Annotated in this window: 22 protein-coding genes and 1 pseudogene; 18 read left to right on the plus strand and 5 right to left on the minus strand. The window is 62.9% G+C overall.

Annotation, left to right across the window (positions count from 1 at the left end; all coding sequences use genetic code 11):
* The first annotated feature begins 2 nt into the window (after positions 1-2).
* From ACHMW7_RS11390 to ACHMW7_RS11415, 6 genes are all read left to right on the plus strand, one after another.
* Positions 3-923 (plus strand): ABC transporter permease, encoded by a 921-nt coding sequence (locus ACHMW7_RS11390; protein ID WP_395450347.1) that lies wholly within the window; start codon positions 3-5, stop codon positions 921-923.
* Positions 916-1,716 carry an ABC transporter permease gene (locus tag ACHMW7_RS11395; protein WP_395450348.1) on the plus strand — a complete coding sequence of 267 codons (801 nt, stop codon included), beginning with the start codon at positions 916-918 and terminating at the stop codon, positions 1,714-1,716. Before ACHMW7_RS11390 ends, ACHMW7_RS11395 begins: the two co-directional genes overlap by 8 nt.
* 18 nt (positions 1,717-1,734) lie before the next feature.
* The gene (locus tag ACHMW7_RS11400) at positions 1,735-2,769 is read left to right on the plus strand and encodes an extracellular solute-binding protein (RefSeq protein ID WP_395450349.1); all 1,035 of its coding nucleotides are present in this window, start codon (positions 1,735-1,737) and stop codon (positions 2,767-2,769) included.
* Between the two features lie 110 nt (positions 2,770-2,879).
* Entirely contained in the window at positions 2,880-3,914 is a 1,035-nt protein-coding gene (locus ACHMW7_RS11405) for an extracellular solute-binding protein (RefSeq protein WP_395450350.1), read from the plus strand.
* Positions 3,915-4,049: 135 nt separating this feature from the next.
* Positions 4,050-5,246, plus strand: a complete 1,197-nt coding sequence (locus ACHMW7_RS11410) for a serine hydrolase domain-containing protein (protein WP_395450351.1) — start codon at positions 4,050-4,052, stop codon at positions 5,244-5,246.
* 28 nt (positions 5,247-5,274) lie between these two features.
* Complete coding sequence (locus ACHMW7_RS11415) at positions 5,275-6,453, plus strand: serine hydrolase domain-containing protein (protein WP_395450352.1); 1,179 nt, start codon at positions 5,275-5,277, stop codon at positions 6,451-6,453.
* Between the two features lie 65 nt (positions 6,454-6,518).
* Here ACHMW7_RS11415 and ACHMW7_RS11420 read toward each other — a convergent pair whose 3' ends face one another.
* On the minus strand, positions 6,519-7,505 hold the full coding sequence (locus ACHMW7_RS11420; RefSeq protein ID WP_395450353.1) for a LysR family transcriptional regulator: 987 nt from the start codon (positions 7,503-7,505) through the stop codon (positions 6,519-6,521).
* Between the two features lie 277 nt (positions 7,506-7,782).
* Between ACHMW7_RS11420 and chvE the strand changes: the two genes are divergently transcribed.
* The 5 genes from chvE (at position 7,783) to ACHMW7_RS11445 (ending at position 13,826) form a co-directional block, all read left to right on the plus strand.
* Positions 7,783-8,850 carry a multiple monosaccharide ABC transporter substrate-binding protein gene (gene chvE, locus ACHMW7_RS11425; RefSeq protein ID WP_395450354.1) on the plus strand — a complete coding sequence of 356 codons (1,068 nt, stop codon included), beginning with the start codon at positions 7,783-7,785 and terminating at the stop codon, positions 8,848-8,850.
* A 241-nt stretch (positions 8,851-9,091) separates the two neighbouring features.
* Positions 9,092-10,633 (plus strand): multiple monosaccharide ABC transporter ATP-binding protein, encoded by a 1,542-nt coding sequence (mmsA, locus tag ACHMW7_RS11430; RefSeq protein ID WP_395450355.1) that lies wholly within the window; start codon positions 9,092-9,094, stop codon positions 10,631-10,633.
* The gene (gene mmsB / locus ACHMW7_RS11435; RefSeq protein WP_395450356.1) at positions 10,630-11,886 is read left to right on the plus strand and encodes a multiple monosaccharide ABC transporter permease; all 1,257 of its coding nucleotides are present in this window, start codon (positions 10,630-10,632) and stop codon (positions 11,884-11,886) included. The genes mmsA and mmsB overlap by 4 nt, the downstream gene beginning before the upstream one ends.
* A gap of 162 nt (positions 11,887-12,048) precedes the next feature.
* A complete protein-coding gene (araD1, locus tag ACHMW7_RS11440; RefSeq protein WP_395450357.1) occupies positions 12,049-13,044 on the plus strand; it encodes an AraD1 family protein in 996 nt (331 codons plus the stop codon).
* An 11-nt stretch (positions 13,045-13,055) separates the two neighbouring features.
* Positions 13,056-13,826, plus strand: coding sequence for an SDR family NAD(P)-dependent oxidoreductase (locus ACHMW7_RS11445; protein WP_395450358.1), 771 nt, complete (start codon positions 13,056-13,058; stop codon positions 13,824-13,826).
* A gap of 3 nt (positions 13,827-13,829) precedes the next feature.
* Here ACHMW7_RS11445 and ACHMW7_RS11450 read toward each other — a convergent pair whose 3' ends face one another.
* From ACHMW7_RS11450 to ACHMW7_RS11465, 4 genes are all read right to left on the minus strand, one after another.
* On the minus strand, positions 13,830-14,825 hold the full coding sequence (locus ACHMW7_RS11450) for an aldose epimerase family protein (RefSeq protein WP_395450359.1): 996 nt from the start codon (positions 14,823-14,825) through the stop codon (positions 13,830-13,832).
* A gap of 99 nt (positions 14,826-14,924) precedes the next feature.
* On the minus strand, positions 14,925-16,145 hold the full coding sequence (locus ACHMW7_RS11455) for an NAD(P)/FAD-dependent oxidoreductase (protein ID WP_395450360.1): 1,221 nt from the start codon (positions 16,143-16,145) through the stop codon (positions 14,925-14,927).
* A gap of 13 nt (positions 16,146-16,158) precedes the next feature.
* Positions 16,159-16,476 carry a MocE family 2Fe-2S type ferredoxin gene (locus tag ACHMW7_RS11460; RefSeq protein ID WP_395450361.1) on the minus strand — a complete coding sequence of 106 codons (318 nt, stop codon included), beginning with the start codon at positions 16,474-16,476 and terminating at the stop codon, positions 16,159-16,161.
* A 69-nt stretch (positions 16,477-16,545) separates the two neighbouring features.
* Positions 16,546-17,634, minus strand: a complete 1,089-nt coding sequence (locus ACHMW7_RS11465; RefSeq protein ID WP_395450362.1) for a fatty acid desaturase family protein — start codon at positions 17,632-17,634, stop codon at positions 16,546-16,548.
* Between the two features lie 161 nt (positions 17,635-17,795).
* Between ACHMW7_RS11465 and ACHMW7_RS11470 the strand changes: the two are divergent.
* The 7 genes and pseudogenes from ACHMW7_RS11470 to iolC all read left to right on the plus strand — a co-directional run bounded on the left by ACHMW7_RS11470 (position 17,796) and on the right by iolC (position 26,997).
* A pseudogene (locus ACHMW7_RS11470) lies at positions 17,796-18,828 on the plus strand (LacI family DNA-binding transcriptional regulator).
* 147 nt (positions 18,829-18,975) lie between these two features.
* The gene (locus ACHMW7_RS11475) at positions 18,976-19,791 is read left to right on the plus strand and encodes a TIM barrel protein (RefSeq protein WP_395450363.1); all 816 of its coding nucleotides are present in this window, start codon (positions 18,976-18,978) and stop codon (positions 19,789-19,791) included.
* 310 nt (positions 19,792-20,101) lie between these two features.
* Positions 20,102-21,040: a substrate-binding domain-containing protein gene (locus ACHMW7_RS11480; RefSeq protein WP_395450364.1), complete on the plus strand. Its 939-nt coding sequence runs from the start codon at positions 20,102-20,104 to the stop codon at positions 21,038-21,040.
* A gap of 96 nt (positions 21,041-21,136) precedes the next feature.
* Positions 21,137-22,675 carry a sugar ABC transporter ATP-binding protein gene (locus ACHMW7_RS11485; RefSeq protein WP_395450365.1) on the plus strand — a complete coding sequence of 513 codons (1,539 nt, stop codon included), beginning with the start codon at positions 21,137-21,139 and terminating at the stop codon, positions 22,673-22,675.
* Positions 22,676-22,706: 31 nt separating this feature from the next.
* Positions 22,707-23,750, plus strand: coding sequence for an ABC transporter permease (locus ACHMW7_RS11490; RefSeq protein ID WP_395450366.1), 1,044 nt, complete (start codon positions 22,707-22,709; stop codon positions 23,748-23,750).
* Between the two features lie 150 nt (positions 23,751-23,900).
* A complete protein-coding gene (gene iolG / locus ACHMW7_RS11495; protein ID WP_395450367.1) occupies positions 23,901-24,896 on the plus strand; it encodes an inositol 2-dehydrogenase in 996 nt (331 codons plus the stop codon).
* Between the two features lie 166 nt (positions 24,897-25,062).
* On the plus strand, positions 25,063-26,997 hold the full coding sequence (iolC, locus tag ACHMW7_RS11500; RefSeq protein ID WP_395450368.1) for a 5-dehydro-2-deoxygluconokinase: 1,935 nt from the start codon (positions 25,063-25,065) through the stop codon (positions 26,995-26,997).
* Position 26,998: the final 1 nt, after the last annotated feature.

Genomic DNA, 26,998 nt, shown 5'->3' on the forward strand with positions numbered 1-26,998 from the left:
CCATGGCCACTGCTGCGGAAGTCGAAAAACTCAATGAAAGCCGCGATGTGCGCAAGCGCTGGCTGCTGTCGGCGCCGGCGCTGGTCATCATCTTCCTGGCCGCCTCAGGGCCGCTCTTGATCGTGCTGTTGTACTCGTTCCTGACACCTGGGCCCTATGGCGACGTGGTGTGGAAATTCTCGACCGAAGGCTGGGTATCGGTTTTCCTCGAGCGCGACATCTTCGATGACACGCTGGCCTTTGCCAGCGCGCATCTGACCATCTTCTGGCGCTCGCTGAAGCTCGCCCTCATGGCGACCGTAGCGACGTTGATCTTTGGCTTTCCGACGGCCTATTTCATCGCAACCCGCTCGGAGCGGACCCGCGACGTCTGGCTGTTCTTGATCACCATTCCGTTCTGGACCAACCTGCTGATCCGGACCTTTGCCGTGCTGCAGGTCATCCGCAACGAAGGCATCATCAACACCGGCCTGATCAATCTCGGCATCATCGATCAGCCGATCCAGATGCTCTACACCGACTTCGCCATCATGGTCGGCATGGTCTATGTCTACCTGCCGCTGATGGTGCTGCCGCTTTATGCCAGCATGGAAAAGCTCGACTTCCGCTTGGTCGAGGCCGGCTACGATCTCTATGCCACGCGCTGGCAGGTGTTGCGCCGGATCATCTTCCCGATGGTCAGGCCGGGCGTCATTGCCGGTTCGATCCTGGTCTTCATCCCCGCCATCGGCGCCTATGTGACGCCGAGCGTTCTGGGCGGCGGCAAGAACATGATGTTCGCCAACCTGATCGAGCTGCAGTTCGGGCAAGGCCGCAACTGGCCACTGGGGGCGGCTCTTTCGATCACCGTCATGGCGATCGTCATGGTGGCGCTGCTGGTCTATGTCCGCAACACCTCGGGATCGGATGCGCGTCATGGCTAAGCGTTTCTCGATCCGTCAGCAGACCGGCTTCACGGCGATCGCCGCGGCCTGCTTCGTGCTGCTCTATCTGCCGATCGTCGTGCTGGTCGCCTACGCCTTCAACGAGTCGACCTCGGTGTCGGAGTGGGGCGGTTTTTCGCTGCGCTGGTTCGTCTCCGCCTGGAACAACGTCCAGGTAATCGACGCGTCGCTGCGTTCGCTGCAGATCGCTTCGTGTGCCGCCATCCTGGCAACGATCGCCGCCACCATGGCGGCACTGGCAACGACGCGGACGCAGGCCTATCGCGGGCTGACGTTCAAATACGCTTTCATCAACCAGCCGCTGATGGTGCCCGAGATCGTCACCGGTGTTGCGCTGTTGATCTTCTTTGCCCAGATCAAGGTCGCAACCGGCTATTCGGGGCTGGGTTATCTCATTGCCGCCCACACCGCGTTCTGCATCCCCTTCGCCTATCTGCCGATCCGGGCGCGGCTGGAGAACATGGACCTGACGCTCGAACGTGCCGCGGCCGACCTCTATGCGACGCCATGGAAGGCGTTCCGGCGGGTGACGCTGCCGTTGCTGTGGCCGGGCATCATCGCCGGCCTGATGCTCGCCTTCGTGATTTCGCTCGACGACGTGGTCATCACCGAATTCGTCAAGTCGGGCGGCCAGGATACCTTGCCGACCTACATGCTGGGGCAGATACGCCGTGGCATCACGCCGGAGGTCAATGCGATCTCGACCGTCTTCCTGCTCTTGTCGGTCGTCATCGTCACGCTGTTCTTCTTCTTGAGCAGGAAACGGGATTAGTTCAACGGGAGTGGAATGATGAACCTGAAATCCATGTCGATGGCCATTGGCCTGGCGCTGCTGGCTTCGACCAGTCTCGCCTCCGCCGAAGGCGCGCTGAACATCTACAACTGGGGCAACTACATCAGCCCTGACATGATCAAGAAGTTCGAAGCGCAGTACAGCGTCAAGGTCACCGTGACCGACTACGACTCCAACGATACTGCTCTGGCCAAGGTCCGCCAGGGCGGCCATGGCTTCGACATCGCGATGCCGTCGCAGACCTACGTGCCGATCTGGATCAGCGAAGGGCTGGTACTGGAGACCAATCCCGGCGGCATGGAGAATTTCAAGAACGTTGCGCCCGAATGGGCCAATCCGGCCTTCGATCCCGGCCGCAAATACACAGTGCCGTGGGCATGGGGTACCGTCGGCGTGGTCGTCAACACCGACGTCTACAAGGGCGACATCAACACCTGGAAGATCGTCTTCGACACGCCTGAGGAGCTGAAGGGCAAGGTCAATGTCGTTCCCGAGATGAACGACGTCATGCATGCCGCGATCAAATATGTCGGCGGCGAGCAGTGCACCGGCGACAAGGAAGTGCTGAAGAAGGTGCGCGACGTGCTCGTTGCGGCCAAGCCGAACTGGATCGCCATGGAATACAACACCATCGAAAAGATGGGCGCCGGCGATTTCAAGGCGACCAGCGACTGGAACGGCTCGGCGCTGCGCCAGCGGCTGAAGAACCCGGCGATCCATTACGGCTATCCGGTCGAGGGTTTCCAGTACTGGAGCGACAACGTCGTTGTGCTGAAGGACGCCAAGAACGTCGAGAACGCCAAGCTGTTCCAGAACTTCATGATGGATCCTGAGAACGCGGCGATGAACTCGGCCTTCCACCGCTATGCCAACGGCATCGCCGGCTCGGAGAAGTTCATGCCCGCCGACATGACTTCGGCTCCGGAAGTCGTGGTCCCGGAAGAGTTCAAGAAGAACGGCGAGATCCTGCAGACCTGCGCGCCCGAGGTGACGGCGCTTTACACCAAGATCTGGACCGAGCTGCAGAAGTAGGCTTTGCGCGGATATTGCAGCCGGGATCGACGAAAATCGCTCCCGGCTGTCACCAGCGTTTGATCTGCCGCTGGCAGAAAACATCACATGAAATGAAAAGGAGCACTGCCATGAACTCGAGATTTTCCGCGGCCACCGCGGCCCTGGCGCTGCTGGCTGCAACTGGTTTCGCCCGTGCCGAGGGCCAGCTCAACATCTACAACTGGGGCAACTACACCAATCCCGAGGTCATCAAGAAGTTCGAGGAGACCTACAAGGTCAAGGTGACGATCACCGACTACGACTCCAACGACACCGCCCTTGCCAAGGTGCGCCAGGGCGGCAGCGGCTTCGATATCGCCGTGCCCTCGCAGACGCATCTGCCGATCTGGATCAAGGAAGGCCTTCTGCTCGAGACCAATCCTGGCGGCATGGAGAATTTCAAGAACGTGGCGCCGGACTGGGCCAATCCCGAATTCGATCCCGGCCGCAAATATTCCGTGCCATGGGCCTGGGGCACCGTTGGCACCGTCGTCAATACCGGCACCTACAAGGGCGACATCAACACCTGGAAGATCATCTTCGAGACGCCTGATGAGCTGAAGGGCAAGGTCAATGTCGTTCCCGAAATGAAGGACGTGATGACCGCCGCGATCCGCTATGTCGGCGGCGAACAGTGCACGGCCGACAAGGAGGTGCTGAAGAAGGCGCGCGACCTGCTGGTGGCGGCGAAGCCGAACTGGGTCGCCATGGAGTATGGCGCCATCGACAAGATGAAGGCCGGCGACTTCCAGGCCTCCACCACCTGGAACGGGGCCGCGCTGCGCATCCGCCTGGCGCGTCCGGAAGTCAACTTCGGCTATCCAAAGGAGGGCTTCACCTACTGGAGCGACAACGTCGTGGTGCTGAAGGACGCCAAGAACGTCGACAACGCCAAGCTGTTCCAGAACTTCATCATGGACCCCGAGATCGCCGCCGGGCTTTCCGCCTATCACCGCTATGCCAACGGCATCGCCGGCTCGGAGAAGTTCATGCCCGCCGAGATGAAGGACGCACCCGAGATCGTCATTCCGGAAGCCAGCAAGGCGCATGGTACGATGGCCATGATGTGCCCGCCGGAGGTCGATGCGATCTACACCAAGATCTGGACCGAGCTTCAGAAGTGAGGGCTGTTTCTTCTCCCCGTTTACGGGGAGAAGGTGCCCCGAAGGGCGGGGCAGCACCAAACCTTGAAGAGTTCGCGCCGCCCTGCCTGCCGGCATCTTCTCCCGCAAGCGGGGAGAAGAGATAGGTTGAGAGATATGAGCTCCTATAGAAACAGCGAAAACGTGCCCCCCATCATGCAGGGCTCGCCGCCTGCAATGCCTGTGCCAAAGGCGAAATGGGACATGCCGCCATGGAACCGCTGGGCCTTCCAGCATGTGCGCGAGATCGTGCCGACGGCAGAGGTGTGGCGCGGCGAAGGACCGGTGCGCGCATTGCCGCGCGCGGAAACCGACCTGGACGGGCTGGCAGTCGTCGACAGCGAGGGCAAGCCGACAACGCTTTCGGGCCTGCTCGACGAGACCTATACCGACGGCTTCCTCGTGCTCAAGGACGGCAAGATCGCCTATGAGCGCTATTTCAACGGCATGACACAGCGCACGCCGCACCTGTCGCAATCGGTTGCAAAGTCGATAACAGGGGCGACGTTCGGCATTCTGGCTGGGCGCGGGGTCGTCGATCCAAAGAAGCTGGTGACCGATTATCTGCCTGAACTGGGCGCGACCGGCTGGAGCGGCGCTACTGTCCAGCAGGTGCTCGACATGACCACGGGTGTGCGCTTCAGCGAGGCCTACACAGACCCGTATTCGGATATCGGCCAGGTCGACGTCGCCTGCGGCTGGAAGCCGGTCCCCGCGGATACCGACCCCAACTTCCACTGGCCGCAGCATATGTTCGAGCTGATCCAGCGCCTGACCGAAACGACGCGGCCGCATGGCGCTGCCTTCGAATACCGCTCGATTGAAACAGACGTGCTCGCCTTCCTCATGGAGCGCGCCACCGGCAAGCGATTGCCGCAGCTGGTTTCGGAAGAGCTGTGGCAGAAGATCGGCGCAGAGGAGAGCGCCTGTTTCACCGTCGACAGTGCTGGCTACGCGGTGGCCGACGGCGGCTTCAACGCAACGCTGCGCGATTATGCCCGCTTCGGCCAGACGATCCTCGAGGACGGCGCCGGCATCGTGCCTGCCGACTGGATCGCGGAGACGCGCCGGGGCACGCACGGCCCGAACTTCAGCACGTCGATGCCTGAAGCCAGCTACCGCAACCAGTTCTGGATCGAGGACCCGCGCTCGCGGGCGCTGATGTGCCGCGGCGTCTTCGGGCAACTGATCCATATCGACTTCGAGGCCAGCATGGTGACGGTGAAACTGTCGACCTGGCCCGATTTCACCTCCGTGCCCTATTCGGTGGCGACCTTGAAGGCCGTGCACGCAATATCAGCCGCACTCGCCTGACGATGAAATTCAGCAGCAAGGAAAGATCATGACGTCATCCACCGCGTTCGAACGGACATTCGGTTTTGCGCGCAAGGATGTGACGCTCGGCAACTGGCGCGAACAGCCGTTCAACCGCTGGGCGTTCCAGAATGTCGGCGAGATGGTGCGCAGCGCGCGGATTGCTGCCGAAGAAGGCAAGGCCGAGGGCACGCCGGTCGAACTCGGCGGGCTTCTGGCGGAAACCGTCGCGATCAATGGCCGAAGCGAGACCGTGACCGGTTTCCTCGACCGCTCGTCGACGGACGCGCTTGCGGTGATGAAGAAGGGGCGCTTCGTCGGCGACTGGTTCGCACCGACGATGCAGCCAGAGGCGCGGCACATCATTTTCTCGATCTCAAAGTCGCTGACAGCGATCCTTGCCGGTGCGCTGGAGGGCGAGGGCAAGCTCGATCCGAACGCACCCGTGACGGCTTATGTGCCGGAGGTCGAGGGTTCGGTCTATGCCAATGCCACCGTGCGGCACGTACTCGATATGACCGTCAGCCTCGATTTCGAGGAAGCCTATCTCGATCCCGAAAGCGCGTTTGCCCGCTACCGCCGCGCCACCATGTGGAACCCGGGCGGCGGGTCGGAGACGCTGCGTGAGTTCCTCGTTTCGCTGCAGCAGCTGGACGAGCCGCACGGCCAGACCTTCCGCTACCGCTCGCCCAATTCCGACCTGCTCGGCATCATCGTCGAACGCGCCTCGGGTCTACGCTACGCCGAGCTGATGTCGGAGAAGCTGTGGCGGCCGCTGGGCGCTGTGCGCGACGGCTTCGTCAGCGTCGACGCGGAAGGCTCGGCGCGTGCCGCCGGGGGTGTTTCGGTGGCGGTGCGCGACCTTGCGCGTATCGGCGAGATGATGCGCCAGGGCGGTGTCGCCGAGGGTGGGCGGATCGCGCCGCAGGCTTGGGTCGAAGACACCATCCATGGCGGCGACGCCAAGGCGTGGCAGCGCGGCACGATGACCAACCTGTTTGCCCATGGGCGCTATCGCAACAAGTGGTACCAGAGCGCCAACCAAAGCGGTGCCTATTGCGGCATCGGCATCCACGGCCAGTGGCTCTATGTCGATCCCAAGGCCGAGGTGGTCATCTCCAAGATGTCGTCGCAGGCGCTGCCTGTCGACGATCCGCTCGACCTCGACAATGTCGCGTTTTTCGAGGCGATCTGCGCCAGGGTTTGAGCGCGTCGGATTGTCGATCCGGGTCCAGTTCGCACACCTGGCTTTGCCCGGCGGCAGTACTGTTGCTAAGCGATCTCGCGCAGGATGTGATCGTGCAGCAGCTGCGCTGTCGGTGACAATGTGCGACCGCGCACGCTGATCAGGCTGTAGGGCTGGACGTTGATGTCGAAGGCGATCGGCAGGATCTCGATCGCCCCGGCCAGCCCGCTTTTGCTGTTGACGAATTTGGCGACGTCGATGGCGATGGGGGCGATGGCATCGGACTGCGCCACCATCACCAGTGTCAGCAGCAGCGAACTGGTGTTGAGGATGCGGTCGGGCATGCGGACATTGCGGCTCATGAAGATGCCTTGCACGGTCTGACGCAGCAGCGAGCCGCCGGGCTGGAACACCCAGTCGAACTCGGCGAGGCGCTCCAGCGCGATCGTTCCGGAACCGGCCAGCGGATGGCCGCGGCGGACGATGAGGCAGGCTTTCTCGATGCCGATGATGCGGCTTTCAAACAGGCGCGGGTCGAGATCGTCGGGCACGCGGGCGATGATGAAATCATGCCGCGAGGCAAGCAGCTCGCGCGCCAGCACCGCACTGGTCTCGATCTGGACGCTGATTTCGATGCGGGGGTAGCGCTCGCGGATCTTGCGGATCGCCGGCACGGCGAGTTCGATGGCCGGCGCTGTCACCGCACCCATGGCGACCGAGCCGCCCTTGCCGGATTTGAGGTCCGATATCTCGCGGTCGACCTGTTGCATTTCGAGCAGGATGGCGCGGCCGCGGCGCGCAAGGGCGGCGCCATAAGGCGTCAGCCGGATGCCGCGCGGCAGCCTCTCGCAGATCTGAACGCCGAGGATATCTTCGATCTCGGAGATCATGCGCGAGGCGGCGGGCTGGGAGATGTTCATCACCTGGGCTGCCGCGCTGATCTGGCCGTGATCTTCGAGTGCCACCACCATGCGCATGTGGCGCAGCTTGAGGCTGCTGCGCAACAGGGTCTCGTTGTCGCTGATGCGCACACCGGATCCGGTCGCCCTGACGTCGTTCTGGATGTCGACCATGGCTGCGGCTCCTCCGTGCCAGCTCCCGCTCAGGTATATCGCAATTGGTATGCGATGCACCTGAATTTGCATTTGACTGTTATGGCTTGCTCCGAGAGGTTAGGGCCGTCGCGAGTTCGATGTCAGCCAGCCGGACGCTGGTGCATCGAGCGGAGGAAACGCAGGGCTCGCGGCCTTTTGGAGGAATACGCATAATCTGGCTTTGCCGCGCCGTTCATGGCGGGGCCACGCGCGAGCGCTTGCGTCCGCGCGCCGGCACTTCACAAGGGAGAAGAAGGTGAAGATCATCAAGACGTTCGTAGCCGCCCTCGCGGTTGGCCTATCTGCCATGACCTTTGCGGCCGAAGCCCAGGACAAGGGCCTGGTTGGCATCGCCATGCCGACCAAATCCTCGCTGCGCTGGATCGCCGATGGCGACGCGCTCAAGGCGGCACTGGAATCCAAGGGTTACACCGTCGACATGCAGTACGCAGAAGACGATATCCCCAACCAGCTCGCCCAGATCGAGAACATGGTGACCAAGGACGCCAAGGCGCTGATCGTTGCATCGATCGACGGAACGACGCTGTCGGCGGTGCTGAAGCAGGCTGCCGACAAGGGCGTCAAGGTCGTGGCCTATGACCGCCTGATCCGCGACAGCGGCAACGTCGATTATTACACCACCTTCGACAATTTCAAGGTTGGCGTGCTGCAGGCGGAATCGCTGCTCAAGGGCCTCGGCTATCCGGAAAAGCCCGGCCCGTTCAACATCGAGCTGTTCGGGGGCTCGCCTGACGACAACAACGCCTTCTTCTTCTACGACGGTGCGATGTCGGTGCTGCAGCCGCTGATCGACAAGGGTACGCTCGTCGTCAAGTCGGGTCAGATGGGCATGGAAAAGGTCGGCACACTGCGCTGGGACGCTGCCGTCGCGCAGGCCCGCATGGATAACATCCTCTCCGCCAACTATTCCGACGGCAGCCGTGTCGATGCGGTGCTGGCTCCGTATGACGGCCTGTCGCGTGGCATCATCTCGTCGCTGCGCGGCGTCGGCTACGGCACGGCCGAACAGCCATGGCCTGTGATCTCCGGCCAGGATGCCGAAGTGCCTTCGGTCAAGGCGATCATCGCCGGCGAGCAGTATTCGACGGTGTTCAAGGACACCCGCGAACTGGCCAAGGTGACGGCAAATCTCGTCGATGCCGTGCTTGCTGGCGGCAAGCCGGAGATCAACGACGAAAAGACCTACAACAACGGCGTCAAGGTCGTTCCGTCCTACCTTCTGGTCCCGGTCTCGGTCGACAAGTCCAACTACGAGCAGATCGTGGTCGGCTCGGGCTACATCAAGGCGGAGGACCTGAAATAGGCCCAAGCGCCCTTCTCGAACCTCTCCCTTCTCCCGCAACGGCGGGGGAAGGGCAGGCTCCAGGCACAGGCGTTTTCTTCTCTCCAGAAGTGCGGCAGACTGCGCTGTCTGTTGTATCAGAGCGCCGTGCGCCCGAACGACGCACAAGGTCGCTCTAGCACTTTGAATTTGCGCATTTTGCCAACGCCAGGTGACGTCACTTAGCTGCAAAATGCGTGGCCATGCTGGATCGAGAGCTCGAATGACGAACAGCACCATTCTGGAAATGCGCGGCATCACCAAGACGTTTCCTGGCGTCAAGGCGCTGGAGCAGGTCAATCTGCAGGTCCAGCGCGGCGACATCCATGCCATCTGCGGCGAGAACGGTGCCGGCAAGTCGACGCTGATGAAAGTGCTCTCCGGCGTCTATCCCTTCGGCAGCTACGAAGGCGAGGTCGAATACGAGGGCAAGCAGTGCCGCTTCAACGGCATTCACGACTCCGAAAAGCTCGGCATCGTCATCATCCACCAGGAACTGGCGCTGGTGCCGCTGTTGTCGATCGCCGAAAACATCTTCCTCGGCAACGAACAGGCGAGCCGCGGCATCATCAACTGGGACAAGGTCCAGCGCCGCGCCGGCGAGCTGCTGAAGAAGGTCGGCCTGAAAGAGGCCCCCGACACGCTGATCACCAACATCGGCACCGGCAAGCAGCAGCTGGTCGAAATCGCCAAGGCGCTGGCCAAGGACGTCAAGCTGCTCATTCTCGACGAGCCGACAGCCTCGCTGTCGGAAAAAGACAGCCATGCGCTGCTCGACCTCCTGGCCGAGTTCAAGACGCAAGGCATCACCTCGATCATGATCTCGCACAAGCTGAACGAGATCAAACGGATCGCCGACAAGATCACCGTCATTCGCGACGGCAAGTCGATCGAGACGATGGACAAGGCTGATATCACCGAGGACCGCATCGTCACCTCTATGGTCGGCCGCGCCCTGGAGAACCGCTACCCGTCGCGGACCCCGAAAATCGGCGATACCATCTTCGAGGTGAAGAACTGGTCGGTCTATCACCCGCTCAACCTCGAACGGCAGGTCATCAAGAACGTCAATCTGTCGGTGCGCAAAGGCGAGGTGGTTGGCATTGCCGGACTGATGGGGGCAGGGCGGACCGAACTGGCGATGAGTGTCTTTGGCCGCACCTATGGCGCCAAGATTTCCGGCGAGGTGTTCCTGCACGGCAAGCCTGCCGATACCAGCAATGTCGGCAAGGCGGTTGCCGCCGGGCTCGCCTACGCCACCGAGGACCGCAAGGTCTACGGCCTCAACCTCATCGACCACATCAAGCACAATGTGACGATCGCCAACCTGCCCGGGATCTCTTCAAACTCCGGCGTCATCGACGACAACAGTGAGGTCAGGGCGGCCAACGAGTATCGCAAGAAAACCAACATCCGTTCGTCGAGCATCTATCAGATCACCGGGAACCTTTCCGGCGGCAACCAGCAGAAGGTGGTGCTGTCGAAGTGGCTGTTTGCCAATCCCGACGTGCTGATCCTCGACGAGCCGACACGCGGCATCGATGTCGGGGCGAAATACGAAATCTACACGATCATCAACAAGTTGGCGGAGGAGGGCAAAGGCATCCTGGTGATCTCTTCGGAGATGCCTGAGCTGCTCGGCATCTGCGACCGCATCTACGTGCTGAACGAGGGTCGCATCGTCGGCGAGCTCTCAGGCGAGGAAGCATCACAGGAAAAGATCATGCGGGCGATCGTCCGCGGCGAAGAGAAGGTAGCGTCATGAGCACGGAAACCGCACCGCCCGTCGTCAACGCGGCCAAGGCCTCGATGCAGGGCGCGATGAAGGAAAACTTGCGCGAATACGGGCTCGTCCTGGCGCTCGTCATCATCATGGTCTTCTTCCAGGTGATGACCAACGGCATCCTGTTCCTGCCGGTGAACCTCACCAATGTCGTTCTCCAGAACTCCTACATCATCGTCATGGCGCTCGGCATGCTGCTGGTCATCGTGGCCGGCCACATCGATCTGTCAGTCGGCGCGGTGGCTGGCTTCATTGGCGCGGTCGCGGCATTGCTCATGGTCGACTACGGCGTCAATCCGCTGCTTGCCGGGCTGCTATGCATCGCATTGGGCGCCGCGATCGGCGGCGTGCAGGGCTATTTCATCGCCTACATGAAGATCCCGTCCTTCATCGTCACCCTGGCGGGCATGCTGGTGTTCAAGGGACTGTTGCTCAACGTTCTCAGTGGCCGTTCGGTCGGCCCGTTTCCGCCGGTGTTCCAGTTGCTCAGTGCCGGTTTCATTCCCGATTTCCTGGGACCGGTGACCCTTGTCGCGCCAACGCCCAACGCTGCCGGCGGACCGACGCCGGGAACGGGCATCGTGCTGCATTCGACAACGATGCTGATCGGTATCTTGATCGTTGCGGCGATGCTCTACTTCGCCTTGAAGAGCCGCCGAAACCGCGAAGAACATGGTTATGCCGCCGAACCGTTCTCGTTCTTTGTCGTCAAGAACCTCGTCCTGTCGGGGATCATCCTGTTCCTGATGTACAAGTTTGCCTCGTTCAAGGGCTTGCCCAACGTTCTTGTCGTCATGGGGATACTGATTGCCTTGTTCGTCTTCGTGACGAAGCGCATGACGTTTGGCCGGCGCATCTACGCTATGGGCGGCAACGAGAAAGCCGCCAAGCTGTCGGGCATCCAGACCGAAAGGCTGACATTCTACATCTTCGTTATCATGGGCATGCTGGCAGCACTTGCCGGCCTGATCTATTCCGCGCGCCTCAACATGGCGACGCCAAAGGCGGGTGCCGGGCTTGAACTCGACGTCATCGCCGCGGTGTTTGTTGGCGGTGCGTCCGCGCTCGGTGGTGTCGGCCAGGTTGCCGGCGCGGTCATCGGCGCCTTCATCATGGGCGTCATGAACAACGGCATGGGGGTGATGGGCATCAACATCGACTGGCAGCAGGTCATCAAGGGCCTGGTGCTGCTCGGCGCCGTCGCTTTCGATCTCTACAACAAGAAAAAGGCTTGAGCCGCGGCAAGCGGCTGAAAGGCGCTGCCACACGGCAGGGCCGCAATCTGCAAGACCAAGATTTTGGACACCAAGCGGCGATGGTCGCTTGGCGAAGGGAATGGATTTCGCCCATTGCCGGCAAGGAGGCCAGCGGCGCGGCGAAGGCAAAGGAGTACCGGAATGCTGATGTCCCAGATTGTCTCCGCCGACGGCAAGAGCCGGGTGGCGGTGCGCGAGGACGAGACCGCGCGGTTGGTCAACGATGCCAAGTCCGTCTATGCGCTCGCTTTGGAGGCGGTGCGCGCCGGGACCTCGCTTGCGACTGTTGTTGCCGACCGCGGCTTGGGCGAGACCGTCGATCTGGCTGCTGCCTGCAAGGCCGGCCAGCTGGTGTCGCCGGTCCGGCATCCCGACCCGGCGCATCTGTATCTCACCGGCACCGGGCTTACCCATCTCGGCTCGGCGGCGACACGCGACAGCATGCACAAGAAGCTCGACGCGGAGGGCGAGCAGGCGCTGACCGATTCCATGAAGATGTTCCGCATGGGCCTGGAAGGCGGCAAGCCGGGGCGCGGGCAGGCCGGTGTGCAGCCGGAATGGTTCTACAAGGGCAACGGCAACATGGTCGTCGATCCCGGTAAGGCGCTGGTGTCGCCGCATTTCGCGCTCGATGCCGGCGAGGAGCCGGAGATCGCCGGCATCTATCTTGTCGGCGATGACGGTACGCCCTACCGCATCGGTTTCGCGCTCGCCAACGAGTTCTCTGACCACGTCACCGAGCGCATCAACTATCTCTATCTCGCCCATTCGAAGCTGCGGAACGCCTCCTTCGGCCCGGAGATCCTGGTCGGCGACCTGCCTGCCGATATCAGGGGGGCGTCACGCATCATCCGCGCCGGCAAGACGATCTGGGAAAAGCCGTTCCTGTCGGGCGAGGCCAACATGTCCCACTCGATATCCAACCTCGAGCACCATCATTTCAAGTACGGTGTGTTCCGCCAGCCTGGCGACGTGCATGTGCATATGTTCGGCACCGCAACGCTGTCCTTCGCCGATGGCGTCAAGACCGAACCCGGCGACGTGTTCGAGATCGAAGCGGCGGCATTCGGACTGCCGTTGCGCAATCCGCTCAAGCTGGCGCGGGCAACCGCACCGGTCGCCGTGCGAACTCTTTAGGGGCCAAAACGATGCGTATCGAGGTCATGGGGCGTTACCCGAGCCTGGAAGGCCGGCCAGTGCTGATTTCAGGCGGGGCAACCGGGATTGGCGAAGCACTGGTACGGAATTTTGCGGCGCAGGGCGCCAAGGTCGGTTTTGTCGACCTCGCCGAAACCGAGGGCAAGGCGCTCGCCGACGAGCTTGAGGCGGCAGGCGCGACAGTGGCGTTCCGCTGCTGCGACATCACCGACATCGAGGCCTATCGCAAGGCGATATCCGGGATCGAGGCTCTGCATGGCCCGGCGCTGGCGCTGGTCAACAACGCCGCCAACGACACGCGTCACGGCTGGCGCGATGTCACGCCTGATTATTTCGACGCCCGCGTCGCGGTGAATCTGCGGCATTCGTTCTTCGCCATCCAGGCGGTGGCGCCTGGCATGATCGCCGCCGGCGGTGGCGCTATCGTCAATCTCGGTTCGATTGGCTGGATGAAGGCATCGGGTGGCTATCCCGTCTATGCCGCGTCGAAGGCCGCCGTGCACGGCATGACGCGCTCCTTCGCCCGCGATCTCGGCAAGCATGGCATCCGGGTCAACACGCTGGTGCCGGGCTGGGTGATGACCAAACGCCAATTGCAGCTTTGGGTCGACGAGGCGGCGAACGCCGAGATCGACAAGGGCCAGTGCCTGGCTGGGCGTGTGCTGCCGGACGATATAGCGCGCATGGCGCTGTTTCTTGCCGCCGACGATTCAAGGATGTGCACGGCGCAAAACTTCGTCGTCGATGGCGGCTGGGTTTAGCGCCTACTCCACCATCGAGAAACGATATTCGGTGACCTGCGCGTAGATTTCTTCGGGCCGCAGCACGGCACTTGGAAAGTGCGGGTGGTGGATTGCGTCGGGGAAGCGCTGTGGCTCGAGGCATAGCGCGCCATGGCGCAGCGGCTCGATGGCGCCGCGCAAGGGCGGAGCGACCGGCAGGAAAGCCCCATCGTAGAACTGCAGCCCGGGCTCCGTGGTCCACAGGTCGAGCCGGATGCCCGATTGCGGGCCTTCGAGCCGTGCCGCGTGCCACGGTTCGGGTGCCGGCTGCATGGCGAGCACCCAGTTGTGGTCATAGGCATTGTGCGCGCCGTCCGGGCCATTGCGGATGGGGCGAAGCTCGCGGAAATCGAAGATCGTGTCGTCGACGGCGGGCACCTCGCCGGTCGGGATGTTGTGATCGTCCACCGGCGTGTAGGCCTCGGCGGCGATCTTGAGGCGGTGGTCGAGGATCGAACCGCCGCCGTCGAGATTGAAATAGGCGTGGGCGGCGAGGCTGACCAGCGTCGGGGCATCGGTGCGGGCACCGAGCGCGATGCGCATGCCGCCAGCATCGAGTGAATAGCGGCAGGTGGCGATGACCTTGCCGGGATAACCCTGATCGCCGTCGGGCGAGATCAGGGCGAGCAGGACCGAACTGTCGTCAGCGTCGACGGCGATCCAGTTGCGGCGGAAAAACCCGTCGCCGCCGCCATGAAGATGGGTGTGGCCGGCCTCGTTGAGGTCGAGCTGGAAGTCCTGATCGTCGAGCGAAAAGCGGCCGCCGCCGATGCGGTTGGCACAACGCCCGGCAATGGCGCCGAAATAGCCGCCATGGGCGAGATAGCCGTCGAGATCGTCGAAGCCGAGGATGACCGAGCGCGGGCCGTTGGGCGTGGTGACGATCAGATCGGCAAGCGTTGCGCCGAAGGTCAGGACTTTTGCCTCGATACCGTCGGCGGCGATGGTGATCGCCTGCACCACGCTGTCATCGGGCATTCGACCGAATTCGCTGATCGGCATATTGGTTCGCTCCGCGCGGCCATCCGCCCGTCGCAGACTCCAGCAAACCGGCACGATTCTCAAGCCACTTTTGCCTCAGGCGGCAAGCAGGCTCTTCAACTTGATCGAGGGCGCGGCCAGCGCGTCGATGTCGGGCTGTGCTGATCTGGCGATCAGCATTTCGGCCAGGCGAATGTCGCGCGCAACGGCATTGCCGGGGCCAACGCCGCTGGCAGCGACCAGCCTTCCGTCCTGCTTGAGATGGAACAGGATGAAGGCGCCATCGTCCAGGTCGCGGCGGACGGTGTTTTCGCCCTCGTCGGGAAGGCCTGCGATCTGCAAGGTCAGCCCGTACTGGTCGGACCAGAACCAGGGCACGGATGCGTGGGCCTCGTCGGCGCCGAGCATGTTGCGCGCGGCGAGCGCACCGTGTTCCTGAGCACTGCGCCAGGCCTCCAGCCGCACCCGCCGTCCGTCATAGATGGCAAGCGGAAACGAGCAGCAGTCACCGGCGGCGAAGACATTTGGATCGCTGGTGCGCAGCTGCGCGTCGACGGCGATGCCGTTGTTGAGGGTGAGGCCAGCGGTTTCGGCCAGCGCCGTCACCGGCATGGCGCCGATGCCGATGATGACGAGGTCGACCGCAACAAGCCGGCCGCTTGAAAGGCCGATGCGGACGTTGGTGCCGTTGTCGTCGATGGCGGCGATGCCGTCGCCGCAGACGATATCGACGCCTTCGGCTGCGTGAGCCTCGAGGATGACGGTTGCGATTTCCTCGGGCACGCCGCGCATCAGGATGCGCGGCTGCGCTTCGACGACGGTGACCTCGGCGCCAAGCTTGCGGGCTGAGGCGGCGAGTTCGAGGCCGATGAAGCCGCCGCCGATGATGGCGACATGGCTGCCCTGGCGCAGATGGGCGCGGATGGCGAGGGCATCGTCGAAGGTGCGGAGATAGACGCAGCGCGCGCCCAGGCCGGGAAGCGGCAGCTTGCGCGGTACAGCACCTGTGGCGACCAGCAGCTTGTCGTAGTCGAGATCCAACCCATCGCTCAGGCGGATCGAACGGTTGGCGCGGTCGATCGAAGTGGCGGAAATCGCGCAGAGCAGGTCGATGCGATGTTCACTGAGGCGGGCTGCATCCGATATGGCCTTGATGGAAGGCGTGTCGGGGGCGACCATCGCGGCCTTGGACAGCGGCGGCCGTTCGTAGGGCAGGTGTGCTTCAGCGCCGACCAGCGTGACGGTGCCGTCATAGCCCATTTCTCGCAAGGCAAAGGCGGCGCGCGTGCCGCATTCGCCGGCTCCGATGATGACCATTCCTGCCGTCATATCAGTTGCCCAGCTGGATGAAGACTTTGCCGTCGTCGACCTTGACTGCATAGGTCTTGAGGTTGACGCAGACCGGCGCGCCGCGGGCAGCACCAGTCTTGTAGTTGAAGCGGCCATTGTGCTTGGGGCATTCGATGATGTCGCCCATGACCAGCCCCTGCGACAGGTGGATCTGCTCGTGGGTGCACAGGCCGTCGGTGGCGAAGAACTCGTCCTCCGGACTGCGGTAAATGGCGAAGCTGCGGCCCGCGTGGTCGAAGCGGATCACGTCTTCCTCGTCGATGTCGTCGGCCGCGCAGGCCTCGATCCAGTCGCTCATGTCTCTCTCTCCCTGGGGTGGTTCCGGTGAGGCGGCGAGGCAATCGCCGCCCGTTCAAGCCTTGGGAGGCTACTCGGCGGCGAGGGCTGTCTCGCGATGGAACTCCTCGCGATAGGGCCGCGCGGTCGGCGGCAGCTCGCGCTTGACGAAATAGTCCTCGTTGCGGAGCTGACGGACGAAGGCCGGCAGCATCTCGCGATAGCCGGCCCAGATCGACTGACACGGCGCGGGCAGGTCGTGCTTGATGATCTCGTGTAGCTTGGGCAGCGCGTGATAGGGCACCATCGGGAACATGTGGTGTTCGACGTGGTAGTTCATGTTCCAGTAGATGAAGCGGCTGACCGGGTTCATCAGCACGGTGCGGCTGTTGAGCCGGTGGTCGATGACGTTGTCGGCGAGGCCACCATGCTGCAGCAGGCCGGTCAGTACGTGATGCCAGGCGCCGTAGAGGCGGGGCAGGCCGACAAGCATCAGCGGCAGCCATGAGCCGAGATAGATGGCGAGGGCGATGGTCGCGGCGTAGATCGCCAGCCAGATGCGGGCGATGCGGATGGCCCTGGGCTGCTCACTCTCGGGAATGAAGGTTTTTTCCTCAGCGCCGATCACGCCTGATACGTTGCGGACCATGTCGACCATGGCGTGCCAGGCGTCGAGCAGGCCGAAGAAGTTCAGGACGACACGCAGCAGGTTCGGCGGGCGCATGACTGATATTTCGGGGTCGCGGCCGACGATGACTGTGTCGGTGTGATGGCGGGTATGGCTCCAGCGCCAGGTCACTGGGTTGCGCATGATCATGAAGCAGGCGATCTGGTAGACCGCGTCGTTCATCCAAGGCGTCTTGAAGGCGGTACCATGGCCGCATTCGTGCCAGCGCGAGTCGGTGGCCGAACCATAGAGCACGCCGTAGCAGAGGAAGAGCGGAACGCACCACCAGCTGCCCCATAGCGCTGCGCCAGCTGCGCCAAATGCAACGAGCAGGCCAAACCAGATCGCGGTGTCGCGGATGGCCGGGCCGTCGGAACGCTGCATCAGCTCCTTCATCTGCTTGCGCGGAATGTCGGAGTGGTACCACTCGGCGGCGGCGAGGCCGCTGTCGATCGCGCGGCGAGTGCTCTCTCCCACAAGGCTGTAGTCGCGCGCCGAAGGCGTCACGGTCATGGCTCTCTCCCTGGAAGTCGGAAACGGTTCCGCGATGGGCGCCGGAGATCGTTCACTGCAAGGATGGTAACCGATGATGCGCTTTTTTCAATCATGACATGATAGTTTCTATCATTTTCTATCATGAAGAGGTATGGTGGGCGCTTGCTGCAGGAGCGGACATGAGCAAGCGCCCGACCATCACCGATCTCGCCCACGCCTCGGGCGTCAGCGTCGCCACCGTCGACCGCGTGCTGAACGGGCGCCTGCCAGTGCGCGAGGAGACGCAGCGTCGCGTCTACGAGGCTGCGACATCAATCGGCTATCACGCCGCCGGGCTGATCGCGCAGCGCATGCGCAAGGAACTGCCGGTGCATCGGCTCGGTTTCCTGCTGCTGCGTCCGAAGGATGTGTTCTACCGTGCCTTCGCCAGCGAACTGGAAAGGGCGATCGCCCAGGCGTCCGGCTTTCGCGGCACGGCGGTGATCGAATTCGCCGATACGCTGGCGCCGGAAGAAATTCTGGAAAGGCTGCGGCGGCTGGCGGCGAACTGCGATGCGGTGGCGCTGGTCAGTCCTGACCATCCGACGGTGACGGCTGCCGTGGCCGAACTGAAGGAGCGCGGCATTCCCGTATTTTCGCTGCTGTCCGACTTCGCCACCGGCATTCGCGAGGGTTATGTCGGCATCGACAACCTCAAGGTCGGGCGCACGGCCGCCTGGATGATCTCGAAATGCGCGCGCAGGCCGGGCAAGGTCGCGCTGTTCGTCGGCAGTCATCGCTTCCATGGCCACGAACTGCGCGAGATCGGTTTTCGCGCCTTCTTTCGCGAGCATGCGCCCGAACTCACGCTGCTCGAGACGATCGTCAACCAGGAGTTCCCATGAGATTACGCAGGAGATCGTTGCCGGCCTGCTCAGGCAGCACGACGACCTTGTCGGCTGTTATGTCGCCGGTGGCGGCATCGAAGGCGCGATCTCGGCGCTGCGGCAGGCGAAGCCCGATCCGCTGCCGGTGCTGGTCTGCAACGAGATCACCAACGACACGCGCGCAGCGCTTGCCGACAATCTGGCGGTCATGGTGATCGCAACGCCGCTCGCGCCATTGTGCCGCGAACTTATCGGGCTGATGGCGCATGCGATCGAGGAGGGGGCGGCCAATGTCCCCGGGCAGACCTTCCTGCCGTTCGACATCTTCCTGCCGGAGAATATCTGAGCGGCGTCGCTGTGCTGCAGTCGGCTGTACGAATCTATCAGGGAATGATGGATTTCCGTCATTATTCGGATTGACTATTCCGTTTTGTCGGAAGATTGGAACGGAAATATCGCATCTTGTCGACCGCGATCGGAGGAGAAAATCGGCATGACCAGCAAGCTCACATTCGCGCTGAACCACATGGTGGCTCCCGGGCTGAAGCCGGCGGCGTTTTTCGTGCTGTGCCGGGAACTCGGCCTGAGCGACGTCGAAATCCGCAATGACCTTGCCGGCAACGCCATCATTGACGGCACGCCGGCGGCCGCCATCAAGGCGCAGGCCGCGGAAAATGGAATGTCCATAACAAGCATCAACGCGCTGCAGCGCTTCAACGAATGGAATGCCGTGCGCGAGGCCGAGGCGATCGCGCTTGCCGACTATGCCCGCGATGTGGGTGCGAAAGCGCTGGTGCTGGTGCCGGTCAATGACGGCACCGGGCAGGCTAACGGCGAGCGGCGGCGCAATCTCAGGACGGCGCTGACGGCATTGAAGACCATCCTCGACGACCGCGGCGTGCGCGGCCTTGTCGAACCGCTCGGTTTCGAGATCTGCTCGCTGCGCTCCAAGCGCGAAGCGGCGGAAGCGATCGCCGACGTCGATGGGGTGGATATTTTCCGCATGGTGCATGACACGTTCCACCATCATCTCGCCGGCGAGCCCGACATTTTCCCCGGGATGACCGGCCTGGTGCACATTTCCGGCGTTGACGATCCTGCGGTTTGCGTCGCCGACATGCGCGACCCGCACCGCATTCTGGTCGATGCCGGTGACCGGCTCGACAATGTCGGGCAGATCCGCGCGCTGATCGCCGGCGGTTATTCCGGGCTGCTGTCGTTCGAGCCGTTTTCGCCTGCCGTGCATGGGCTTGCCGATCCGCAGGTGGCCTTGGCCCAGAGTATCGCCTTCATCCGCTCGAGGGTCTGACTGCCTTCCAAACAACGGGTTAATCGAGGGCCGGCCACACCAGGCCGGCCTGCTTTTGCGTGCGCGCAAGATTGATTGCGCCGAAATGGAATATCGCTTGACGTTCGCATGGAATATGGAATAAACATTTCATATTATAAAAACACGGCCCGAACATTCTGAATTCAGGGCCGACACCATCGGGAGGCGGGCGGCACTTCTACATCGCAGAGGAGCGATGGTGGCGCCCGTGGATATGAGCCTTCGGCGCAGCTGCGGGCTTCCGGCACTGTGGGGTGCAGCCGGGCACCATTCGTGGAGGAGAGTAATCATGAAGAAGTATTTGCTCGGCGCTGCCATTTCCGCGCTGATGGCCGGCTCTGCGTTTGCCGGCGACGTCGGCGTCAGCATGGCCAATTCGGACACCTTCCTGACTGTCCTGCGCAAGGGCATCGAGAAGTCCGCGGCCGATGCCAGCCAGCCCGTCGTCATCGAAATCGCTGACGACGACGTCAACAAGCAGTTGTCGCAGGTCCAGAACTTCATCGCCGCCAAGGTCGATGCCATCATCGTCAACCCGGTCGATACCTCGGCCACCGGGCCGATGACCAAGCTCGCCAACGACGCCGGCATTCCGATCGTCTATGTCAATCGCGAGCCGATCGACGTCGGCGCGCTGGGCGCGAAGGGCGCTTTCGTCGGCTCGAACGAAGTCGATTCCGGTACGCTGGAAACCAAGGAAGTCTGCCGCATCCTCAAGGAAGCCGGCAAGACCGAGGCGGGCATCCTGATCATGGTCGGCGACCTTGCCAACCAGGCCGCCGTGATGCGCACCAAGGACATCCATGACGTGAATGCCGGCAGCGAATGCGGCGTCAAGCTGAACGTCATCGATGAGCAGACCGCCGGCTGGGATCCGGTCAAGGCACAGGACCTGATGACCAACTGGATCGCCGCCGGCCACAAGCCGGACGCCGTCATCTCGAACAACGACAACATGGCGATCGGCGCCATCAACGCCATGAAGGCGGCCGGTTGGGACATGAAGAGCGTGATCGTGGCTGGCGTTGACGCCACCCAGGAAGCGCTTGCCTACATGAAGGCCGGCGACCTCGACGTCACCGTGTTCCAGAACGCTGCGGCACAGGGCGGCGGTGCAGTCGACACGGCGATCAAGCTCGCAAAGGGTGAAGCGGTGACGTCGCCAGTGTGGGTGCCGTTCGAACTGGTGACCCCGGCGAATATGGACCAGTACACGGCCAAGAACTGATATGATCTGACCAATGCGCCGTCGGCCAACGGCGGCGCATTTCCCCACAAGGACCACGCCCGCACGAAAAGCCGGGCCGGCCTGGGAGGACCAATCATGCAAAACACTGGCACGATGGAAGCGGCGCCTGCGGGCGGGGCCGCGGTGGACGACGGCTATCTTCTCGAGGTCGAGAACGTCCGCAAGGAATTTCCGGGCGTGCTGGCCCTCGACAACGTCCAGCTTCGCCTCAAGCGCGGCAGCGTACATGCGCTGATGGGCGAGAACGGCGCCGGCAAGTCGACGCTGATGAAGATCGTGGCCGGCATCTACACGCCCGATTCCGGCAGCTTCAAGCTGCGCGGCGAGGATATCAGGCTGCGCGGCCCGCTCGATGCGCTCGAGCACGGCATCGCGATGATCCATCAGGAGCTGAACCTGATGGCGCCGATGACGGTGGCCGAAAACATCTGGATCCGGCGCGAGCCGACAAACCGGTTCGGCTTCGTCGACCATGGCGAGATGCGGCGCAAGACGGTCGCGCTGTTCAAGCGGCTCAACATCGACATCGACCCAGACATCCAGGTTGGCACGCTGAGCGTCGCCAACCGCCAGATGGTCGAGATCGCCAAGGCGGTGTCCTACGAATCCGACGTGCTGATCATGGACGAGCCGACATCGGCGCTGACCGAGCGCGAGGTCGATCACCTGTTCACCATCATCCGTGCCCTGCGCGAGCAGGGGAAGGGCATCATCTACATCACCCACAAGATGAACGAGCTGTTCGAGATCGCCGACGAGTGTTCGGTGTTCCGGGATGGCAAGTACATCGCCACCAAGGCGTCGACCGAGGTGACGCGCGACGACATCATCAGGATGATGGTCGGACGCGAGATCACCCAGATGTTCCCGAAAGAAGAAGTGCCAATCGGCGACGTCGTGCTGTCGGCCAAGGGGCTGACGCTCAAGGGCGTATTCTCGGACGTGTCGTTTGACGTGCGTGCCGGCGAAATCCTCGGCATCGCCGGCCTCGTCGGCTCGGGCCGGTCGAACATCGCCGAGACGATCTTTGGGGTTACGCCCGCCAGTTCCGGCACGATCGAGCTGTTCGGCAAGACCGTGCGTATCGACAGTCCGGCCACGGCGATGAAGCACGGCATGGCTTTCCTGACAGAGGACCGCAAGGAAACCGGCTGCTTCCTGTTGCTCGACATCCAGGAGAACACCCAGATGGCGGTGCTGCAGTCGGGCTACGTCAAGAACGGCTTCGTGCAACAGAAGCAGCTTGGCAAGGATTCGGTCGAGATCAGCCAGGCACTCAGGGTCAAGACGCCCGACATGGCCGAGCCGATCATCAATCTGTCCGGCGGCAACCAGCAGAAAGTGCTGATCGCGCGCTGGCTGTTGACCAAGCCGAAAATCCTCATCCTGGACGAGCCGACGCGCGGCATAGACGTTGGCGCCAAGGCCGAAATCCATCGCCTGATCTCGAAACTCGCAGGGCAGGGCGTGGGGGTCATCATGATCTCGTCCGAAATGCCCGAGGTTCTGGGCATGAGCGACCGCATCATGGTGGTGCATGAGGGCCGGGTCACCGGCTTCCTCGACCGTGCCGAGGCCAACCAGGTGAAAATCATGGAACTCGCGTCGCACTGACGACGCCAATCAGCTCAAGGGTGGAAGAACCATGTCGACGAACGAGATTGCGGGTTCCGCAAACGTCATCGGAAGCAAGAAGCGCCTGCCGCCTGAGGTGTCGATCCTGGCCGTGCTGATCGGCATTGCCATCGTCTTCGAGATTCTCGGCTGGATATTCGTTGGCGACAGCTTCCTTGCCAACAAGCAGCGCCTGTCGATCATCATCCTGCAGGTGTCGGTGATCGGCATCATCGCGGTCGGAGTGACGCAGGTGATCATCACCGCTGGCGTCGACCTGTCCTCGGGCTCGGTCGTCGGCCTGGCCGCCATGGTGGCGGCGAGCCTGGCACAGACATCGGCCAATCCGCGCGCTGTCTACCCCGCGCTGACCGACATGTCGCCGATATGGGCGATCCTGGCCGGTCTTGGCGTTGGCCTTCTCGCCGGCATTGTCAACGGATCGCTGATCGCCCGAACCAAGATACCGCCGTTCATTGCCACGCTCGGCATGATGGTGTCGGCGCGCGGCCTCGCCAAGTGGTACACGCTCGGCCAGCCGGTGGCGCTGCTCGACGACAGCTTCACCTGGTTCGGCAAGAGCTTCAACATCTTCGGCTTTCCGCTACCGCTGCCGGTGATCATCTTCCTGCTGGTCGCCGTCATTTTCCACATCGCGCTGGGCTACACCCGCTATGGCAAGTTCACCTATGCCATCGGCGCCAACCCGCAGGCGGCACGCGTCTCGGGCATCAACATCGGCAGTCATCTGATCAAGGTCTATGCCATTGCCGGTCTGCTTTCGGGTCTGGCAGGGGTGATGACCGCGGCCCGCGCCGCCTCCGGCCAGCCGGGCATGGGCGTCGCCTACGAACTCGACGCCATTGCGGCGGCGGTCATCGGCGGCACCTCGCTGTCGGGCGGCGTCGGGCGCATCACCGGCACGGTCATAGGCACGATCATCCTCGGCGTCCTGACTTCGGGCTTCACCTTCCTCAAGGTCGGCGCCTACTATCAGGAAATCATCAAGGGCATCATCATCGTGTCGGCCGTGATCATCGACCAGCACCGCCAGAACAAGCGCAAGAAGGCGTAATCGACGTTGCTTGGGACGTGATCTTGTCCGAAAACCTTTCGGGATCACGTCAGAATTCGGGCCGCCGGCATCCCGTCGGCGGGCGGCCCCATCCCTCCCAGATCAAGATGTGCAGGCCCGGACGGTGTGGGTCACGGAAATGAGGTTGTCATGACAGTTCGGTTTGGTGTCCTGGGCGCAGGCCGCATCGGCAAAGTCCACGCCAAGGCAGTGGCGTCCAACGCTTCGGCCAAGCTCGTTGCGGTGGCAGATGCCTTTGAAAAGGCGGCGAACGACCTGGCCGAGGCCTATGGCTGCGACGTACGCTCGATCGAGCAGATCGAGGAGGCGTCGGATATCGATGCGGTGGTGATCTGCACGCCGACCGACACTCATGCCGACCTGATCGAGCGCTTCGTGCTCGCCGGCAAGGCGGTGTTCTGCGAGAAGCCGATCGACCTCGATGCCAAGCGTGTCGAACAATGCCTTGCCGTGGTCGAGAAGGCCGGCGGCACGCTGATGGTTGGCTTCAACCGCCGCTTCGACCCGCATTTTGCCGCCGTCCGCAAGGCGATCGACGACGGTGCCGTCGGCAAGGTCGAGCAGGTGGTGATCACCTCGCGCGATCCCGGCCCGCCGCCGGCAGAATACATCACGCGTTCGGGCGGTATCTTCCGCGACATGACGATTCATGATTTCGACATGGCGCGTTTCCTGCTCGGCGCCGAGCCGGTGTCGGTGACGGCGACCGCGTCGGTGCTTGTCGACAAGAAGATCGGCGAGCTTGGCGATTTCGACAGCGTCAGCGTCATCCTGGAGACGGCGACCGGCCAGCAATGCGTCATCACCAATTCGCGCCGCGCCACCTATGGCTATGACCAGCGTATCGAGGTGCATGGTTCGGACGGCATGGTGGCGGCCGAGAACCAGCGTGCCGTGTCGATCGAGGTCGCCAATGGCAAGGGTTATACACGCCCGCCGCTGCACGACTTCTTCATGACCCGCTACACCGAGGCCTATGCCGCCGAGATCGCCGCCTTCGTCGCCTCGGTGACCAAGGGCGCCAAGGTTTCGCCAAGCGGCCGCGACGGGCTGATTGCGCTGCAGCTTGCCGATGCCGCGCTGAAATCTGCCAAGGAAGGCAAGACGGTTCGCCTCAAGGGCTGATCATACGGCACAGCCGCCCCTCGACCGCAACAGGCGAGGGGTGGCGAAGCACAATCCATCAAAGGAATGAACATTCCGATTGACTGATTTGTGGAATTGAAATTTCATTGGCCTGCGGCAAACCACGCAAGGCAGGCCGGCGCGGCGGAGCGACCGGGAGGAACACATGGCCGATCCCAACACCCAGCCTACAGCGCTGCTCGACGTCATCACCATCGGCCGCGCCTCGGTCGATCTTTACGGCCAGCAGACCGGTTCGCGGCTGGAGGATGTCGCGTCGTTCGCCAAGTCGGTCGGCGGCTGCCCGGCCAACATTGCCATTGGCACCGCCAGGCTTGGCCTGCGCTCGGCACTTCTGACACGCGTCGGCGACGAGCATATGGGCCGCTACATCCGCGAGCAGATGTTGCGCGAAGGCGTTTCCGTCGATGGGCTGGTGACCGACACGGAACGGCTGACGGCGCTTGTGCTGTTGTCGGTCGAGAACGACAAGACGTTCCCGCTGATCTTCTACCGCGAAAACTGCGCTGACATGGCGCTCGTCGAAGACGACATCGACCCTGATTTCATCCGTTCGGCCCGGGCAATCGTTGTCACCGGCACGCATTTTTCGCGCCCCTCCACTGACGCCGCCCAGCGCAAGGCGATGCGGCTGATCAAGGAGGCCGGCGGCAAGGTGGTGTTCGACATCGACTACCGCCCGAACCTCTGGGGGCTGGCCGGCCATGCGGCGGGCGAAAGCCGCTACATCGCCTCCGACGCCGTTTCCAACCATCTCAAGGGCGTGCTTGCCGATTGCGACCTGATCGTCGGCACCGAAGAAGAGGTGATGATCGCTTCCGGTGAAGGCGAGCTTCTGGACGCGCTGAGAACGATCCGGGCGCTGTCGAACGCGACAATCGTGCTCAAGCGCGGGCCTATGGGCTGCGTCGTCTATGACGGGCCGATATCACACGACCTCGAGGCCGGCATTGTCGGCAAGGGTTTTCCCATCGAAGTCTACAATGTGCTCGGCGCCGGCGACGCCTTCATGTCGGGCTTCCTGCGTGGCTGGCTCGGCGGCGAAAGCCTGGCCACCTCGGCGACCTGGGCCAATGCCTGCGGCGCGTTTGCCGTGTCGCGGCTGCTGTGCTCGCCAGAAATTCCGACCTTCGAGGAGTTGCAGTTCTTCCTCAGGAACGGCAGCAAGCAGCGCGCGCTGCGCAAGGACGAGGCGATCAACCACGTTCATTGGGCAACGACGCGGCGCAACGAGATCCCCTCGATGATGGCGCTTGCCTGCGACCATCGCAGCCAGCTCGAAGACGTTGCCGCGCGCGTCGGCGCCGACCCGGCACGCATCCGGGACTTCAAGGTGCTGGCGGTCAAGGCCGCGGCCCAGGTAGCCGGTGGCCGCGACGGCTACGGCATGCTGATCGACGAGAAGCATGGCCGCGAGGCAATGTTCGAATTCGCGCGGCATCCTTTCGGCTGGATGGGTCGGCCGGTGGAGCTGCCGGGTTCGCGGCCGCTGCGCTTCGAGTTCTCGCAGGACATCGGCTCGCAGCTTGTCGAATGGCCGCTCGACCACACCATCAAGTGCCTGTGCTTCTACCATCCCGACGACCCCGCCGAACTCAAGGCCGAACAGCAGCAGAAGCTGCGCACGCTGTTCGAGGCGGCGCGTAAGGTGGGCCGCGAGCTGTTGATCGAGATCATCGCCGGCAAGCACGGCAAGCTCGACGAGGACACCATTCCGCGCGCGCTCGAAGAGCTCTATGCACTCGGCATCAAGCCGGACTGGTGGAAGCTCGAGCCGCAGGCGACGGCTGGAGCGTGGGAGAAGATCGAGGCGGTCATCACCGGCAACGACGCCTATTGCCGTGGCGTCGTGCTGCTCGGGCTCGAGGCGCCGCTGGCCGAACTCGAGGTGGCCTTCGCGGCGACCGCCGACGCTTCGGTCGTCAAGGGTTTTGCCGTCGGGCGCAGCATCTTTGCCCATGCGGCGGAGCAGTGGCTGGGTGGCAAGATGAATGACCAAGCGGCGGTTGACGACATGGCCCAGCGTTTTGAACAGCTGACCAAGGCATGGCTTGCCGCACGGGACCGTCGGGCGGCATAAA

The organism is Aminobacter sp. UC22_36, from assembly GCF_044056035.1.
GTDB lineage: Bacteria > Pseudomonadota > Alphaproteobacteria > Rhizobiales > Rhizobiaceae > Aminobacter.

Coding starts and splice junctions, on each gene's coding strand:
- ACHMW7_RS11475 (WP_395450363.1), top strand. CDS start 18,976: ATGACCAGCAAGCTCACATTCGCGCTGAACCACATGGTGGCTCCCGGG.
- iolC (WP_395450368.1), top strand. CDS start 25,063: ATGGCCGATCCCAACACCCAGCCTACAGCGCTGCTCGACGTCATCACC.
- ACHMW7_RS11480 (WP_395450364.1), top strand. CDS start 20,102: ATGAAGAAGTATTTGCTCGGCGCTGCCATTTCCGCGCTGATGGCCGGC.
- mmsB (WP_395450356.1), top strand. CDS start 10,630: ATGAGCACGGAAACCGCACCGCCCGTCGTCAACGCGGCCAAGGCCTCG.
- ACHMW7_RS11390 (WP_395450347.1), top strand. CDS start 3: ATGGCCACTGCTGCGGAAGTCGAAAAACTCAATGAAAGCCGCGATGTG.
- ACHMW7_RS11450 (WP_395450359.1), bottom strand. CDS start 14,825: ATGCCCGATGACAGCGTGGTGCAGGCGATCACCATCGCCGCCGACGGT.
- ACHMW7_RS11455 (WP_395450360.1), bottom strand. CDS start 16,145: ATGGTCATCATCGGAGCCGGCGAATGCGGCACGCGCGCCGCCTTTGCC.
- ACHMW7_RS11490 (WP_395450366.1), top strand. CDS start 22,707: ATGTCGACGAACGAGATTGCGGGTTCCGCAAACGTCATCGGAAGCAAG.
- araD1 (WP_395450357.1), top strand. CDS start 12,049: ATGCTGATGTCCCAGATTGTCTCCGCCGACGGCAAGAGCCGGGTGGCG.
- ACHMW7_RS11485 (WP_395450365.1), top strand. CDS start 21,137: ATGCAAAACACTGGCACGATGGAAGCGGCGCCTGCGGGCGGGGCCGCG.
- mmsA (WP_395450355.1), top strand. CDS start 9,092: ATGACGAACAGCACCATTCTGGAAATGCGCGGCATCACCAAGACGTTT.
- ACHMW7_RS11415 (WP_395450352.1), top strand. CDS start 5,275: ATGACGTCATCCACCGCGTTCGAACGGACATTCGGTTTTGCGCGCAAG.
- ACHMW7_RS11460 (WP_395450361.1), bottom strand. CDS start 16,476: ATGAGCGACTGGATCGAGGCCTGCGCGGCCGACGACATCGACGAGGAA.
- ACHMW7_RS11395 (WP_395450348.1), top strand. CDS start 916: ATGGCTAAGCGTTTCTCGATCCGTCAGCAGACCGGCTTCACGGCGATC.
- iolG (WP_395450367.1), top strand. CDS start 23,901: ATGACAGTTCGGTTTGGTGTCCTGGGCGCAGGCCGCATCGGCAAAGTC.
- ACHMW7_RS11465 (WP_395450362.1), bottom strand. CDS start 17,634: ATGACCGTGACGCCTTCGGCGCGCGACTACAGCCTTGTGGGAGAGAGC.
- ACHMW7_RS11445 (WP_395450358.1), top strand. CDS start 13,056: ATGCGTATCGAGGTCATGGGGCGTTACCCGAGCCTGGAAGGCCGGCCA.
- ACHMW7_RS11410 (WP_395450351.1), top strand. CDS start 4,050: ATGAGCTCCTATAGAAACAGCGAAAACGTGCCCCCCATCATGCAGGGC.
- ACHMW7_RS11420 (WP_395450353.1), bottom strand. CDS start 7,505: ATGGTCGACATCCAGAACGACGTCAGGGCGACCGGATCCGGTGTGCGC.
- ACHMW7_RS11405 (WP_395450350.1), top strand. CDS start 2,880: ATGAACTCGAGATTTTCCGCGGCCACCGCGGCCCTGGCGCTGCTGGCT.
- ACHMW7_RS11400 (WP_395450349.1), top strand. CDS start 1,735: ATGAACCTGAAATCCATGTCGATGGCCATTGGCCTGGCGCTGCTGGCT.